General features: G+C 62.6%; 13 protein-coding genes and 1 pseudogene. 2 read left to right on the forward strand and 12 right to left on the reverse strand.

The features are described from left to right. Positions 1-57: 57 nt before the first annotated feature. The 6 genes and pseudogenes from EJ077_RS16620 to dusB all read right to left on the reverse strand — a co-directional run bounded on the left by EJ077_RS16620 (position 58) and on the right by dusB (position 8,406). A complete protein-coding gene (locus tag EJ077_RS16620; protein ID WP_208695309.1) occupies positions 58-921 on the reverse strand; it encodes a D-amino-acid transaminase in 864 nt (287 codons plus the stop codon). A 95-nt stretch (positions 922-1,016) separates the two neighbouring features. Next, positions 1,017-2,378 (reverse strand): sigma-54-dependent transcriptional regulator, encoded by a 1,362-nt coding sequence (locus tag EJ077_RS16625; protein WP_015317919.1) that lies wholly within the window; start codon positions 2,376-2,378, stop codon positions 1,017-1,019. Continuing rightward, positions 2,368-4,653, reverse strand: coding sequence for a sensor histidine kinase NtrY-like (locus EJ077_RS16630; protein ID WP_208695310.1), 2,286 nt, complete (start codon positions 4,651-4,653; stop codon positions 2,368-2,370). Before EJ077_RS16630 ends, EJ077_RS16625 begins: the two co-directional genes overlap by 11 nt. A 129-nt stretch (positions 4,654-4,782) precedes the next feature. Continuing rightward, complete coding sequence (ntrC, locus tag EJ077_RS16635) at positions 4,783-6,243, reverse strand: nitrogen regulation protein NR(I) (protein ID WP_027142746.1); 1,461 nt, start codon at positions 6,241-6,243, stop codon at positions 4,783-4,785. Beyond that, positions 6,240-7,381: pseudogene (locus tag EJ077_RS16640) on the reverse strand (nitrogen regulation protein NR(II)). Before EJ077_RS16640 ends, ntrC begins: the two are co-directional and overlap by 4 nt. Then, the gene (gene dusB / locus EJ077_RS16645; protein ID WP_208695311.1) at positions 7,378-8,406 is read right to left on the reverse strand and encodes a tRNA dihydrouridine synthase DusB; all 1,029 of its coding nucleotides are present in this window, start codon (positions 8,404-8,406) and stop codon (positions 7,378-7,380) included. Before dusB ends, EJ077_RS16640 begins: the two are co-directional and overlap by 4 nt. Positions 8,407-8,546: 140 nt before the next feature. Between dusB and EJ077_RS16650 the strand changes: the two genes are divergently transcribed. Together EJ077_RS16650 and EJ077_RS16655 are read left to right on the forward strand one after the other, a co-directional pair. Continuing rightward, entirely contained in the window at positions 8,547-9,776 is a 1,230-nt protein-coding gene (locus EJ077_RS16650) for a bifunctional 2-C-methyl-D-erythritol 4-phosphate cytidylyltransferase/2-C-methyl-D-erythritol 2,4-cyclodiphosphate synthase (RefSeq protein WP_208695312.1), read from the forward strand. Next, positions 9,773-10,276 carry a CinA family protein gene (locus EJ077_RS16655; protein WP_208695313.1) on the forward strand — a complete coding sequence of 168 codons (504 nt, stop codon included), beginning with the start codon at positions 9,773-9,775 and terminating at the stop codon, positions 10,274-10,276. Before EJ077_RS16650 ends, EJ077_RS16655 begins: the two co-directional genes overlap by 4 nt. Here the strand turns inward: EJ077_RS16655 and EJ077_RS16660 are convergent. The 6 genes from EJ077_RS16660 to EJ077_RS16685 all read right to left on the reverse strand — a co-directional run bounded on the left by EJ077_RS16660 (position 10,252) and on the right by EJ077_RS16685 (position 14,927). After that, positions 10,252-10,710 carry a type II toxin-antitoxin system RatA family toxin gene (locus EJ077_RS16660; RefSeq protein ID WP_135928744.1) on the reverse strand — a complete coding sequence of 153 codons (459 nt, stop codon included), beginning with the start codon at positions 10,708-10,710 and terminating at the stop codon, positions 10,252-10,254. The two genes, EJ077_RS16655 and EJ077_RS16660, sit on opposite strands and share 25 nt — an antisense overlap. 36 nt (positions 10,711-10,746) lie before the next feature. Further along, positions 10,747-11,712 (reverse strand): lipoyl synthase, encoded by a 966-nt coding sequence (gene lipA, locus EJ077_RS16665; RefSeq protein ID WP_208695314.1) that lies wholly within the window; start codon positions 11,710-11,712, stop codon positions 10,747-10,749. 136 nt (positions 11,713-11,848) lie between these two features. Continuing rightward, positions 11,849-12,106, reverse strand: coding sequence for a GlsB/YeaQ/YmgE family stress response membrane protein (locus EJ077_RS16670; protein WP_027142753.1), 258 nt, complete (start codon positions 12,104-12,106; stop codon positions 11,849-11,851). 99 nt (positions 12,107-12,205) lie between these two features. Further along, entirely contained in the window at positions 12,206-13,651 is a 1,446-nt protein-coding gene (lpdA, locus tag EJ077_RS16675) for a dihydrolipoyl dehydrogenase (RefSeq protein WP_208695315.1), read from the reverse strand. A gap of 222 nt (positions 13,652-13,873) precedes the next feature. Beyond that, positions 13,874-14,509 carry an SGNH/GDSL hydrolase family protein gene (locus tag EJ077_RS16680; RefSeq protein WP_208695316.1) on the reverse strand — a complete coding sequence of 212 codons (636 nt, stop codon included), beginning with the start codon at positions 14,507-14,509 and terminating at the stop codon, positions 13,874-13,876. 4 nt (positions 14,510-14,513) lie between these two features. After that, the gene (locus EJ077_RS16685) at positions 14,514-14,927 is read right to left on the reverse strand and encodes a hypothetical protein (protein ID WP_208695317.1); all 414 of its coding nucleotides are present in this window, start codon (positions 14,925-14,927) and stop codon (positions 14,514-14,516) included.

The raw sequence follows: 14,927 nt of genomic DNA on the forward strand, positions 1-14,927 counted from the left end.
CGTCAGTAACGACAAGCAGAACGAGATATATTGATGTTCATTCCACCTGTGCGGTTATCAGGCTGGACTTTTTTGCGCAATGTCAAAAAAGGCTTGCCGCAACGAAAGTGTTATTGAGCCGGGGTGTCCATTGGCTATGGGATCACCGTCAATGGCCACGATTGGCATGGCAATAGTCGTTGCCGAACTGATGAATGCTTCGCGAGCCGCCTTGGCCTCGGCGACTGAAAATCCACGCTCCTCGATCTTCAGGCCGAGCTTTGCCGCGACTTCGAACATGGTGGTGCGCGTGATGCCGCGCAGAATGCCATGTTCGGCCGGCCTGGTGACCAGAACGCCATCCCTGGTAACGATCCAGGCATTCGACGAGCCGCCCTCCTTGACGTTGCCGTCCGTGTCCACGAACCAGGCTTCCTGGGCGCCGGCTTCCTTGGCCTTCTGCTTGGCCAACACATTGGGCAGTAGCCCGACGGTCTTGATGTCGACCCGGTCCCAGCGGTTCTCCGGCACGGTAATGACTGCGATACCGGTCTCGGCTCGTTTCGTGCCGGCGGCAGGATCCGCCTTTCTGGCTGTCACCACCAAAGCCGGCTTCGTGTCCGCCGACGGGAAAACGAAATCGCGGCTGGCGACACCGCGCGTCACCTGGACATAGACCAGACCGTCGACGACATGATTGCGGTTGACCACCTCGCGCAGGATCAGCGGCAACACATTGCGTGTCACCGGCCAGGCGATCGACAGTTCGGTCAGCGAGCGGTTCAGCCGGGCAAGATGGCGCGGCATGTCGACGATGAAGCCGCGCGCCACCTCGCAGACCTCGTAGACGCCGTCGGCGAACTGATAGCCGCGATCCTCGATATGCACGGAAGCGTCAGCATGAGCGACGTAGCGCCCGTTGACATAGGCAATGCGCGGCATTGGCGACCCCTGGAAAATTCTCGGGCTTTCTTATGCGATTCCGCCGCCGCCGTAACCGGCAAATGGTTGGCCCAGCGCGGCTGATGGACGCCGCGTCAGACGCCCAGCGACTTCAGCTTGCGATGCAAGGCGGAACGCTCCATGCCGATGAACTCGGCCGTCTTCGAAATGTTGCCGCCGAACCGGTTGATCTGGGCGATCAGATAGTCCTTTTCGAACTGTTCGCGTGCCTCGCGCAGCGGCAGCGCCATGATGTGCTGGTCCGACTGGTTCGGCGTGCGCGGCATGACATCGCCGATCTCGGACGGTAGCAGATCCGCGGTGATCGGCGCATCGACGTCCTCGCCGCGTGCCAGGATCATCAGCCGCTCGACATTGTTGCGCAGCTGGCGCACGTTGCCCGGCCAGTTGTGCGCCTGCAGCACGGCCAGCGCGTCGTCGCCGATACGGCGCGGCTTGATGCCGGCCTGGCGGGCGATCTGCTTCATGAAATTGTCGACGAGATAGGGAATGTCCTCGCGCCGCTCGGCCAGCCCCGGCACCATGACCGGAACCACGGCGAGCCGGTGGTAAAGGTCCTCGCGGAAACGCCCGTCGGCGATCATCGCCTCCAGGTTCTGCGAAGTCGAGGAAATGATGCGGACATCGACCTTGACCCGCTTCGTGCCGCCCACCCGCTCGAACTGCTGTTCGACCAGCACGCGCAAGATCTTGTTCTGCGTCTCGCGTGGCATGTCGGCCACTTCGTCGATGTAGAGAATACCGCGATGGGCTTCCTCCAGCGCTCCCACCTTGCGCTCGACCCCGTTCGATTCGGTGCCGAACAATTCGATCTCCATGCGCTCGGGCGTGATGTTGGCGGCGCTCAGCGTCACGAACGGCCCGCCCTTGCGGGTCGACAGCGTATGGATGGCGCGCGCGGCCAGTTCCTTGCCCGAACCGGAGGGGCCAACGATCATCACGCGGCTGTTGGTCGGCGCGACGCGCTCGATGGTCTGGCGCAACTGGCTCATCGCCGACGACATACCAATCAGGTCGAAGGTCTCGCCGCTGCGCAGCTTGAGGTCGGAAACCTCGCGGCGCAATTTCGAGGTCTCGAGCGCGCGTTCGGCAATGAGAATGAGCCTGTCGGCCTTGAACGGCTTCTCGATGAAGTCATAAGCGCCGCGACGGATGGCGGAAACTGCCGTTTCGATGTTGCCATGGCCTGAAATCATCACCACGGGCAGGTTGGGGTGCATGGTCTTGATCTCGTCGAGCAACGCCAACCCGTCCAGGCGCGAACCCTGCAGCCAGATGTCCAGGAAGATCAGCCTCGGCGCTCGATCGGCGATGGCCGCCAGGGCGCTGTCGGCATCGAATGCCGTACGGGTTTCGTGACCCTCGTCACTCAGGATGCCTGCGACGAGTTCACGGATGTCTTCCTCGTCATCGACGATGAGAATATCAGACGCCATTACCGACCTTTTCAGTTTCTCTTTCGTGGTCCGCCCTGCTTTCGCCGCGTGGCAGCGCGCCGGTCGCGGGCGGCAGGATGATGCTGATCATCGCGCCGCGCCCGCCATGGAAATCCGCAGGCGCGTCATGGAGTTCCAGCCTGCCGCCATGGTCCTCCACGATCTTCTTGACGATAGCGAGACCAAGCCCGGTGCCTTTTTCACGTGTGGTCATATAGGGCTCCAGCAACCGTTGGCGATTCTCGCGCGGCAGGCCTTTGCCATTGTCGATGACGTCGATGCGAATCGCGCCATTCTGGCGGCCGGCTTGAATCCGGATTATGCCGTGCGAACCGTCCTTCTGTTCCAGCCCGTCGATCGCCTCGGCGGCATTCTTGATCACATTGCCGAAGGCCTGAGCCATCAGCCGGCTGTCGAACGTGCCCTTGAGCGGTTCGTTGCCGAATATCCGCTCGAAGGTGATGTCGGCGCGGCTGACTTCGACCAGGAACGAAGCCTCGCGCAGCGATTCGCGCAGGTCTATGGCCTTCATCTCGGGCTTTGGCATGCGCGCGAAGGCCGAGAACTCGTCGACCATGCGGCCAATGTCCTCCACCTGCCGGATGATGGTGTCGGTGCACTGGTCGAAAACTTCGCGGTCTTCGGTGATAACCTTGCCGTAGCGGCGCTTGATACGCTCGGCGGAAAGCTGGATCGGCGTCAGCGGATTCTTGATCTCGTGGGCAATGCGCCGCGCCACGTCGGCCCAGGCGGACGAACGCTGGGCCTGAACCAGATCGGTGATGTCGTCCACCGTCACGACATAGGATTTTTCCTCCGAGCCGTCATCGCCCGCCTCAATGGTGACCTGCACGTTAAAGGTCCGCTCGGCGCCGGCGCGATAGAAAGTCACCTGCTCGCGGTAGACAGGTTTGCCGGACTTGCGGCCGATCTCGAAGACACGGCCGACATGCGGCAGGACCGCGGAAAGGTTTTGCCCGAGCGCCGCGCTGGCGGAAATGGCCAGCATCGATTCGGCGGAACGGTTGACGATGGTGATGATGCCGTAAGGGTCGACGCCGATGACGCCGGCGGTGACACCGGCAAGCACGGCTTCCGAAAAACGCCGCCTCTCGTCGATCAGGTCCTTCGCCGACAGAATCTCGTTGCGCTGTGATTTGAGCTCCAGCAGCATCTTGTTGAACGTATCGCCGAGCGAGGCGACATCGCCATCGGATGGCCGCACCGGCACCGCAACGTCGAGATTGCCGGTCGCGACTTCGTCGGCGGCGCCGATCAACTGACGGATTGGCCGCACCAGCCGGTCGGCAACGGCTATGCCGGTCCAGATCGCCGACAGGATGATGATCAGGGTCAGCGACAGGTAGGGCAGCGCAAATGCCACTTGCGAGGTGCGCCTGTTATCCTCGAGATTGCGATACTCGTCGGTGTTGGACCTGACGATCTGCCGCGCCTTGATCACCTCGGGGTCGACAAGACGGATGGTGTAGAGATAGAGGCCCTCGATCTCGCGCAGTTTGACGATGGCGCCCATGATGTTGCGCGTGCGCGGCTCGATCAGCACCGGCTTGCCGTCTGTGGCAGTGGCAACCGCTCCTTCCGGCGGTTCCGGCATGGCGAAATCGGCATCGGTCTTGGCGCTCATGACGAAGGAACCGTCGGGCTTGATCAGCGCGGCATGCGCCAGCGAGCGGCCCACGGCCTCCTTGTTCATGAGGTCGAGAAAGCCGGTGCGATCGAGGCCGTAGAGGGTGCGGGACGCGTCGAGATCATAGGCCATCGAGAGCGTCGTGCCCTGCAGATTGCGCGCGTTCTCCTGCACATAGGCGTCGGCGATCGACAGTGAAGAATTGACGATCGTCTTGGTGCGAATCTCGAACCAGCGATCAAGGCCGATATCGAGCGTGATCGAGGCGATGATCGCCACCATGATGGCGGGAATGGCGGCAACCAGCGCGAACATGGCAACGATGCGCACATGTAGCCGAGAAGCCGCCTTGCCATGGCGGCGCGCCATGACGATGCGATGCACCTCGCGTCCAACCAGCGCGATGAGAAAGAGCACGAAGGCGGCGTTGAGCGCGATCAGCGCCCAGGTCGTCTTGGCGTCAGGCGCGATCGGCGTCGCTCCGACCAGGATGGCGAACGAGATAGCCGCCATGACCAGGGCGCCGACGACCGCCACCACGCCGGGCAGCGCCAGCAGCCGGCGCCCGTCGCGCGCGCCAGGTTCGCTGAAAAGCGGTTTGTTGAGTACAGGTGCCTGCGGAGCCATGTCGCCGTGTAGAGCCAGTGATTGCGTCCGATCTATGCAACGCATTGTGGCGATTATGCAACAAGTGTGACGGCGGCGGGACTCTTTCCCCGTTCGGTCCCCTGAAAAGATCGTGTCCTTGGCGCTAGCTCAGGTCTGGCGGGAGGACTTGTAGACGTTGACGCCCAACTCGCGAATCTTCTTGCGCAGGGTATTGCGGTTGAGGCCCAAAAGCTCTGCGGCCTTGATCTGGTTGCCGCGGGTTGCCGTCATCGAAGCCAGCACCAAGGGATATTCGACTTCCGACAGAATGCGCTCGTAGAGACCGGCGGGCGGTAATTCGCCCGCAAAGGAGGCGAAATAGCGCTGCAGGAAGTGCTCCACCGCCTGGCCGATGGAAAGATCGTCGGGAATGAGGTTGCCGGCGCCCGGCACCACCGGGCGCTCGCCTGTCTTGAGTTCCGCCTCGATGATCTCGGCGGAGATCTCGTCCTGCGAATAAAGCGCGGCGAGCCTGCGAACGAGGTTTTCCAGTTCGCGCACATTGCCTGGCCAGGGATAGCGCTTCATCAGTTCGATGCCGCCGGAGGAGATGCGCTTGGTCTGCAGCCCTTCCATCTCGCCAAGCTTGAAGAAATGGCGCACCAGGTCAGGCACGTCCTCGGAGCGTTCGCGCAGCGCCGGCAACCTCAGCGGCACGACGTTGAGACGGTAGAAGAGGTCCTCGCGGAAGAGGCCCTGGTTGATCAGCGTGCGCAGGTCCTTGTTGGTGGCGGCAACGATGCGCACATCGGTCTTGATCGGCGTGCGGCCGCCGACCGTCGTGTACTCGCCCTGCTGCAGGACGCGCAGCAGGCGCGTCTGCGCCTCCATCGGCATGTCGCCGATCTCGTCGAGGAACAGCGTGCCGCCCTCTGCCTGCTCGAACCGGCCGGTCGAGCGGTTCTGCGCGCCGGTGAAGGCGCCCTTCTCGTGGCCGAACAATTCCGATTCGATCAGATCGCGCGGGATCGCGGCCATGTTGATGGCGACGAACGGACCGCCACGACGGCGTCCATATTCATGCAGCGCGCGCGCCACCAGTTCCTTGCCGGTGCCCGATTCGCCCGAGATCATGACCGTCAGGTCGGTCTGCATCATGCGCGCCAGCATGCGGTAAATGTCCTGCATGGCCGCCGAACGGCCGACCAGCGGCATCGTTTCGGGCTGCTCTTCCTGCCGGGCATCGATCTTGGGCCGCCGGGGCTCGGACAGCGCGCGGTTGACGATGTTGAGGAGTTCGGTCAGGTCGAAAGGCTTCGGCAAATATTCGTAGGCGCCGGTTTCGGAAGCGCGGATCGCCGTCATGAAGGTGTTCTGAGCGCTCATGACGATGACAGGCAGTTCCGGCCGCGCCTTCTTAATACGCGGCAGCATGTCGAAGGCGTTCTCGTCCGGCATCACGACGTCGGTGATGACGAGGTCACCCTCGCCTGCGGCCACCCAGCGCCACAGGGTCGAGGCGTTGGAGGTGACGCGCACTTCGTGACCGACACGCGACAGGGCCTGATTGAGCACGGTGCGGATCGCCGCATCGTCATCGGCGACGAGAATGTTGCCGCGAACGGTCATTTGCGATCTCCTTCGCCGTCTTGATCGGCGCCAACCGCCGTTTCCTTCCAGGCCGGCATCAGCACCCGGAACGTCGTTGCGCGCGGCGTCGAATCACATTCGATGATGCCGCCATGTTCACCGACGATCTTGGCGACCAGCGCCAGCCCCAGCCCCGAGCCGTTCGGCTTGGTGGTGATGAAGGGATCGAACAGGATTGGCAGGATATCTTCCGAGACGCCCGAACCATTGTCGCGCACGCAGAACTCCAGCGGTAGCGATACGCGGTCCTGCGTGCCGGGAACCGAAACGCGAATGCCGGGCCGGAAGGCGGTGGACAGCACGATCTCGCCCTGGGGATCGCTACCGATCGCCTCGGCGGCGTTCTTGACCAGGTTGAGGAACACCTGGATCAACTGATCGCGATTGGCAAACACTGGAGGCAATGATGGATCATAATCCTCCAATATCTTGATTTTCTTCGCGAAACCGTTCTTTGCGATTGCTTTCACGTGATCGAGCACGACGTGGATGTTGACGGGATAGCGATCGATCGGTCGCTCGTCGGAAAACACCTCCATTCGATCGACCAGCGACACGATGCGGTCCGTCTCGTCGGTGATCAGCCGCGTCAGCGCGCGATCCTCATCGGAGGCGGACAGTTCGAGCAGCTGGGCCGCCCCCTGATGCCGGACAGCGGGTTCTTGATCTCATGCGCCAGCATCGCGGCCAGGCCAGTCACCGAGCGCGCCGCACCCCGATGCGTCATCTGCCGGTCGATCTTGTCGGCCATCGACCGCTCCTGGAACATGACCACGACGGAGCCCGGAAATTCCGGCACCGGGGCGACGTAGAGATCGACGACCTTCTCGATGCCGAGGCGCGGTGACGAGACGTCGACCCGATACTCGTTGACGGGCGCGCGGCGCTCGCGCACCTGGTCGACCAGCGTCAGCAGCGGGCTGCCGAAAGGTATGAGTTTGGACAAGGTGTTGCGCGCCAGCATGGTCGCGCTGGAGCGAAAGAAATCCTCGGCATCGGCGTTGGCAAAGATGATGAACCCTTCCTCGCTGATCATGATCACCGGGCGGCGGATCGTATTCAGCACGATCTGGGCGGCATCCGCTATTTCGGTGCTTTGGCCGGCAGTGGCGGTCATGCGGCGCTCCGCAGGTTCATGGTTTGCGGATCGCGCGAGAATACCTCGCGCAGCAAGGCAATGACGCGAGCGGGTTCGAACGCGGTCATTATCGCTTTTCTACTGTCGCCAGCGACACCCCCGGCATGTCGATCGAGATACCAGCCCAGATGCTTGCGCGCCTGGCGCAGGCCGCTCTCGATGCCGTAGAGCGCCAGCATGTCCTGGTAATGAGCAACGACATAGTCGGCGAGCGCTTGGCGGGTCTCGGGCATGCCGGGCGAAAATGCCCCGGCGGCGGCCGTAGCGATGCTCCCGGCGACCCACGGCGCGCCATAGTGGGCGCGGCCGACCATCACCGCGTCGGCGCCGGACTGTTCGAGAATGACCGAGGCTTCAGCCGGGGAGCAGACATCGCCATTGGCGACGACCGGGATGGAAACGGCCTCCTTGACGCGAGCGATGGCACGCCAGTCCGCCTTGCCCTGGTAGAACTGGCAGCGTGTGCGGCCATGGACCGTGACCATCCTGACGCCCGCCTGCTCGGCTCGGCGCGCAAGGACGGGAGCGTTCAGTGCGCCTTCGTCCCAACCCAGCCGCATCTTCACCGTCACCGGCACCTCGACGGCGCCGACCACAGCCTCGATCAGCGAGAGCGCGTGGTCGAGGTCCAGCATCAGCGCCGAGCCGGCATAGCCGCCGGTGACCTTCTTGGCCGGGCAGCCCATGTTGATGTCGATGATGTCGGCGCCCTCGCCGGCGGCGATCCGAGCGCCTTCGGCCATATGCATCGCCTCTCGGCCCGCAAGCTGGACCATATGGACGGGCAGGCCGGAATGACGTATGCGCAGGTCGCAGCCAGCCCTGCCCTTGGCGAGTTCGCCGCTGGCAACCATTTCGGATACGACCAGGCCGGCGCCATGCGCATGGGCGCGCTGCCTGAACGCCTCGTCCGTAATCCCAGACATCGGCGCGAGGAAGACGCGGTTGCGGATTCTCACGCCGCCGACCTCGAGAGGCGCGGCCAATCTTATCAAGTTAACCATGCACAAAAACCAAGCATGTCCATTCGTTGCACATTCTCTAGCCAGATCGAGAGAAATGTGCAACGCGGAATGACGCCACATTGAGGCGCAATTGGGAAAATGCTGGCCTTCGGCCTTGGCCGCGACTAGGACCAGACTGGATGATTGGCGCAACTGAAAATCAGGCTTCGGATCCGGGTGGCAAAGTCGCGGTGGTTATCGTCGCGGCCGGTCGCGGCGCGCGCGCCGGGCAGACCGATGGCCCGAAGCAATATCAACGAATCGGCGGGCGCGCCGTCATCGCGCGCGTCATCGATATTTTTCTCGCGCACCCGCTCATCGGCCGGATCGTCGTGGCCATTCATGCGGAGGACCGCGAGCTTTTTCGGCAAGCGGTAGGCACCGATGCCGATCGGGTGACGGCAATCGCCGGAGGCGCGACCCGGCAGGATTCGGTTCGGCTCGGGCTGCAGGCGCTCAGAAGCTACGCGCCCGACAAGGTCCTCATTCACGACGCCGCGCGCCCCTTTGTCGATATGGATCTGATCGACCGGACCATCGCGGCTATCGGCGAACGGGAGGGCGCGCTTCCCGCCCTGCCCGTCGCCGACACGCTGAAACGCGAATCGGCCGCCGGCACGGTCGGCGAAACAGTCCCCAGGAGCGGGCTGCACGCGGCGCAAACGCCGCAAGGCTTTCCCTTCCTCGCGATCATGACGATGCATGAGGAAGCCTACAGCAGAGGCAAGACCGACTTTACCGACGACGCGTCGATCGCCGAATGGATGCAAATGCCGGTAAAGCTCGTTCCCGGCTCGCCGGACAATGTCAAACTCACCTGGGCACGGGACGTCGCCATGGCACACCAGCGGCTTTCCAGCGAACGGGCACACTTCCCCGACATCCGCACCGGCAATGGCTACGACGTCCATGCCTTTGAGCCCGGCGACCACGTCACGCTCTGTGGCGTCGCCATCCCGCATGACAGGAAGTTGTCGGGCCATTCCGACGCCGATGTCGGCCTGCACGCCCTGACCGACGCGTTGCTCGCGACCTGCGGGGCCGGCGACATCGGCACGCACTTTCCGCCGTCCGATCCGCAGTGGAAAGGCGCTGCGTCGCGGATATTCGTCGAACATGCGGCAAGACTGGTGCGCGAGCGCGGCGGGCGCATCGCCAATGCCGACATCACGGTGATCTGCGAAGCACCGCGCGTCGGCCCGCACCGCGAGGCGATGACATCGGTCCTTTCGCAGATGCTGGGCATTTCCGCCGACCGCATTTCGGTCAAGGCGACGACCAACGAGAAGCTCGGCTTTATCGGCCGCGAGGAAGGCATCGCGGCGATCGCCACCGCCAGCGTGGTGTTTCCCGGCGAGGTTCCTGAATGACCAACCTGGCAATCGCCCTGTTTGAGGCCTGCCGCGAGCGCGGCATCATGCTGGCGACGGCGGAAAGCTGCACCGGCGGCATGATCATTGCCGCGCTGACCGACATTGCCGGCTCCTCCGCCGTGGTCGATCGCGGCTTCATCACCTATTCCAATGAAGCCAAGATGGACATGCTTGGTGTTTCCGCCACGACGCTCGACGCGCATGGCGCGGTATCCCGCGAGACGGCGGCCGAGATGGCAACCGGTGCGCTTGCCCGATCGCGCGCCGGCCTCACCCTGGCCGTTACCGGCATTGCCGGTCCGGGTGGCGGTTCCAGGGAAAAGCCGGTCGGGCTAGTCTGGTTCGGCGTTGCCGTGAACGGCCAACCCGTGACGGCCGAACGAAAGCTGTTTGCCGACAATGGTCGCGACTTCATCCGCCGCGAAACGGTCAACCATGCACTCGAGCTCGGCTTGCAGGCGCTTGGCGAGAGTCAGGCCGCCGGTGTCTTGCCGTAGATGACATCAGCGCGTTTTTCGAAAGCCTCTGCGAACATGCGGAACGCACGGTCGAACATCGTGCCCATCAGCGCGCCCAGGATGCGGCTCTTGAATTCATAGTCGATGAAGAAGCGCACGGCACAGCCGGCGCCGTCTGGCTCGAAACGCCAGACATTGCTCAGATATTTGAACGGGCCATCGATGTATTTCACATCGATGGCGTTTTCGTCGGGCTTCAGCAGCACCTGCGTCGTGAAGGTCTCACGTATCGCCTTGTAGCCGATGCTCATGTCGGCCACGAGGATGGTGCGCCCATCCCGCTCCTTGCGTGAGCGGACCGTCAGCGCCTCGCAAAGCGGCAGGAATTGCGGATAGGTTTCGATGTCGGCAACCAGCGCGAACATCTGCTGCGGCGTGTGGGCAACGCGGCGGGTGGCTTCGAATTTCGGCATGAACCCGGCTCTAGAGCGCGTCGCGTCGAAGACGCATCAGAGCGATTTCGCGAGCTGCGCTTCGCGCGCCGCGCGCAGCCTGGCGAAATCGTCGCCGGCGTGATGCGACGAGCGCGTCAGCGGGCTTGACGCCACCAGCAGGAAACCCTTGGTCTTGCCAATCGTCTCGAAGGACTTGAATTCCTCCGGCGTGACGAAGCGGATCACCGGGTGGTGCTTCTTCGACGGCTGCAGGTACTGGCCGATGGTCATGAAGTCGACATTGGCCGAACGCAGATCGTCCATCAACTGCAGGATTTCGTTCCGCTCCTCTCCCAGTCCCACCATGATGCCGGACTTGGTGAAGATCGAGGGATCGAGTTCCTTCACCCGCTGCAGCAGCCGGATCGAATGGAAATAGCGGGCGCCCGGCCGGACCTTCAGATAGTTCGACGGCACGGTTTCGAGATTGTGGTTGAAGACGTCGGGCCTGGCCGCCACGACGATCTCCAGCGCGCCGTCCTTGCGCAGGAAATCCGGCGTCAGGATTTCGATCGTCGTCAGAGGCGTTGCCACCCGGATCGCACGGATGACATCGGCGAAGTGCTGCGCGCCGCCATCGGCGAGATCGTCGCGGTCGACCGAGGTGATGACGACATGGGTAAGGCCCATCTGCTTGACGGCATGCGCGACGCGGGCCGGCTCGTCGGGATCGAGCGCGGTCGGAATGCCGGTGGCGACATTGCAGAAGGCGCAGGCGCGCGTGCAGATCTCGCCCATGATCATGAAGGTGGCGTGCTTCTTTTCCCAGCACTCACCGATGTTCGGGCAACCGGCCTCTTCGCATACAGTCACCAGCTTGTGGGATTTTACGATCTCGCGTGTCTCGGCATAGCCTTTCGACACCGGCGCCTTGACGCGAATCCAGTCCGGCTTGCGCAACACCTCCTGGTCGGGCTTGTGCGCTTTCTCGGGATGCCGCACCCGCGGCGCGTTGGCGATCGTGTCGAGGACAGTGACCATCTGAACCTTGGCTTTTCTCGCGACCGCCCGTCGGCGCTCGTCACTTTTACGTCATCTAGGACTTTTCAACACAAAGAAAAAGGCTGCGGCGGCGCATGCCGCCACAACCGTTTTCGCATAGCCGGAACGATATCGACTAGCGGCGCACCAGGCGACCGACCCAGATCAGCAGGCAGGCACCGATGAAGCCGGTGATCAAATAGGCGGTCCAGCCGACGCCGAACACGCCGATGTTGAGCGCCTGCAGGATGGCGTTCAGCACCACCGCGCCAACGATGCCCATGATAATGTTCATGAATATGCCGGTGTTGCTCTTCATGACCATTTCGGCGAGCCAGCCTGCCAAGCCGCCGATGATGATGGCTGCGATCCAGCCCACGCCGTTCAAGTGCATATGCCTTCTCCTTGCGCGCGTAAAAATGCATCCGGAAACGAACTGCCCCGCCGTCGCGATCTCGCGGCTTTCGAAGCTGAGTCTCCTGCGGCGAATCTATCATGCGTTCAAGGCGCGGCCATAGGCGTCGAGCACGCTTTCCTTCATCATCTCCGACAGCGTCGGATGCGGGAAGATCGTGTGCATCAGCTCTTCCTCGGTCGTTTCAAGGTTCATCGCCACGACAAAGCCCTGGATCAATTCGGTGACTTCGGCGCCGACCATATGCGCGCCGAGCAACTGACCGGTCTTCTTGTCGAAGATGGTCTTGATGAAGCCCTGGTCCTCGCCAAGCGCGATGGCCTTGCCGTTGGCGGCGAACTGGAAGCGGCCGACGCGAATATCCCAGCCCTCGGCCTTTGCTTTCGCTTCCGTCAAGCCAACGGAGGCGACCTGCGGGTTGCAATATGTGCAGCCGGGAATCTTGAGCTTGTCCGTCGCGTGAACGCCGGGAAAATTGGCGATCTTTTCGATGCACACCACGCCCTCGTGCTCGGCCTTGTGGGCAAGCATCGGGGGACCGGCGACATCGCCGATGGCATATATGCCAGGCACATTGGTCTTGCCATAACCGTCTATGACGACGCAGCCGCGCTCGGTCTTCACGCCGAGTGCCTCCAGGCCGAGATTCTCGATATTGCCCTGGACACCGACGGCCGAGATCATGCGATCGGCCGATATCTTCTCGACCTTGCCGTCCTTCATCTCGACATGCGCGGTGACGGAGTTCGCCCCCTTCTCGACCTTCGTCACCTTGGCCTCGAGGATGATCTTCATGCCTTGCTTCTCGAACTGCTTTTGCGCGAACTTCGAGACTTCGGCGTCCTCGACAGGCATCACCGCCGGCAGCAGTTCGACCACCGTCACCTCGGCGCCCATGGTGCGGTAGAAGGAGGCGAATTCGATGCCGATGGCGCCCGAACCCATCACCAGCAGCGACTTCGGCATCTCCTTGGGCACCATGGCCTCGAAATAAGTCCAGATCAGCTTGCCATCCGGCTCGATGCCGGGCAGCGCGCGCGGCCGGGCACCGGTCGCCAGGATGATGTGCTTGGCGGTGTAGGTGCCCTCGCCCTTGACGCCTTTCGGCACCGGCGGCTGCGGCTCCATTGGCTTCTTGGCCGTCTTGGAAACAACGATCTCGCCGGGCTTCGACAACTTGGCCTCGCCCCAGATCACGTCGACCTTGTTCTTCTTCATCAGGAAGGCGACACCGCCATTGAGCCTGAGCGACACTTTCCGCGACCGATCGACCACGGCCGCGGTGTCGGCGCTGACCTTGCCGTCGAGCTTCAGGCCATAATCCTTCAGGTGATCCGAATAGTGCATGATCTCGGCCGACCGCAGCAGCGCCTTGGTCGGAATGCAGCCCCAGTTGAGGCAGATGCCGCCGAGATGTTCGCGCTCGACGATCGCCGTCTTGAAGCCAAGCTGGGCGGAACGTACCGCCGTGACATAGCCGCCGGGACCGGAGCCGATGATGATGACGTCGTATGATTCAGACATTTTCTGGTCCTTATTGAAGCGAGGCTTCACCGAACGAAGGCTTTGGTATCGACCATGGCTCGTGCGTCAGCATTGGGGGCCTGAAAGCTGGCTCATGCATCAGTACCGAAATTGCGTCGAAAACCCAAAACCCAAGAAGTGCGTAGCCTGCAAGAAGCCGGCTTCGGCGGCCTTGCCAATGCACAGCCAACCAAATGCCAATGATCAGAAACGATCCGACTATCATGTCGCTAACATCACGCGCACGAATGGCGTCAGCGCCTTGCCGATGTTTCGCGTGTTTTCGGCGTCGAGGTGGACGCCATCGAGAGGTGTTGTTTGCGCCACTGTGCCAGCGTCGAAGAAGCCGCAACCAACTTCGTCGGCGAGTGCTGCGTATTGCGGTGCAAGCTGCTTCGAGGCGTCATCGCCACCGGCGAACATCTCCTTGAAGTCGGCATTCTCCGTGCGGCTGACAAGGGGCGGCGAAACGATCAGAATCTGCGGCGCCGGCCAGTCGAAAGGATAGTCGTGGCCACGCACGATGTCGATCAGCCGCTGGATGCCTTGCTTGGCGGCAACCGGGTTGCCATGGATCCAAGGTTTCATGTCATTGGCACCGAGCATGATGACGATCAGGTCGATCGGCGCATGCGTCGTCAGCACCGTCGGCAGCAGCCGCGCGCCGTTGCGGTCGGCTCCGGCCAGATGATCGTCGAAAGCGGTGGTGCGGCCATTGAGGCCGTCGGCGATGACCTGAACGCCTTCGCCGAGGCCGGCCTGCAGCACGCTTGGCCAGCGATCCGGCAACGCATGACGCCCGCCTTCGGCATTGTAGCCCCAGGTCAGCGAGTCGCCGTAACAAAGCACCGTCTTCATCCGTTCAACCTGCCTTTATGTCGGCCACGCCGCGCTTCACGCGCCAGCGCACGAACAACCAATGGATGACGATCGTCACCAAGCCCGGTAGACCGAGACCGGCAACCATCGGCATGTCTTTCCTGACCACCGCGACGCTGCTGTCGCTGTAAAGGATCAGCCCGACCAAGAGGACGAGCAGCACCACAAACACAATCAGCGTCCACTTACCCGCCCTCGCCACGGCCGCGACCGGATCGTTCGTCAATTGCGCCACGAAGAAGATGAAGGTGACGACAAAGGTCACCAGCACCGAGAACATGAAGACGATGATGTATTCTTCCTCGGCGCCGGTGGCGACAGCCAACCATTGCGCGATCAGACCGCCAGCCAACCCGGAAATGAAAAAAGCGAAAAGGCTGGTGAAGAATATTCGCAC

The sequence above is a fragment of the Mesorhizobium sp. M8A.F.Ca.ET.057.01.1.1 genome, assembly GCF_003952565.1.
Classification (GTDB): Bacteria; Pseudomonadota; Alphaproteobacteria; order Rhizobiales; family Rhizobiaceae; genus Mesorhizobium.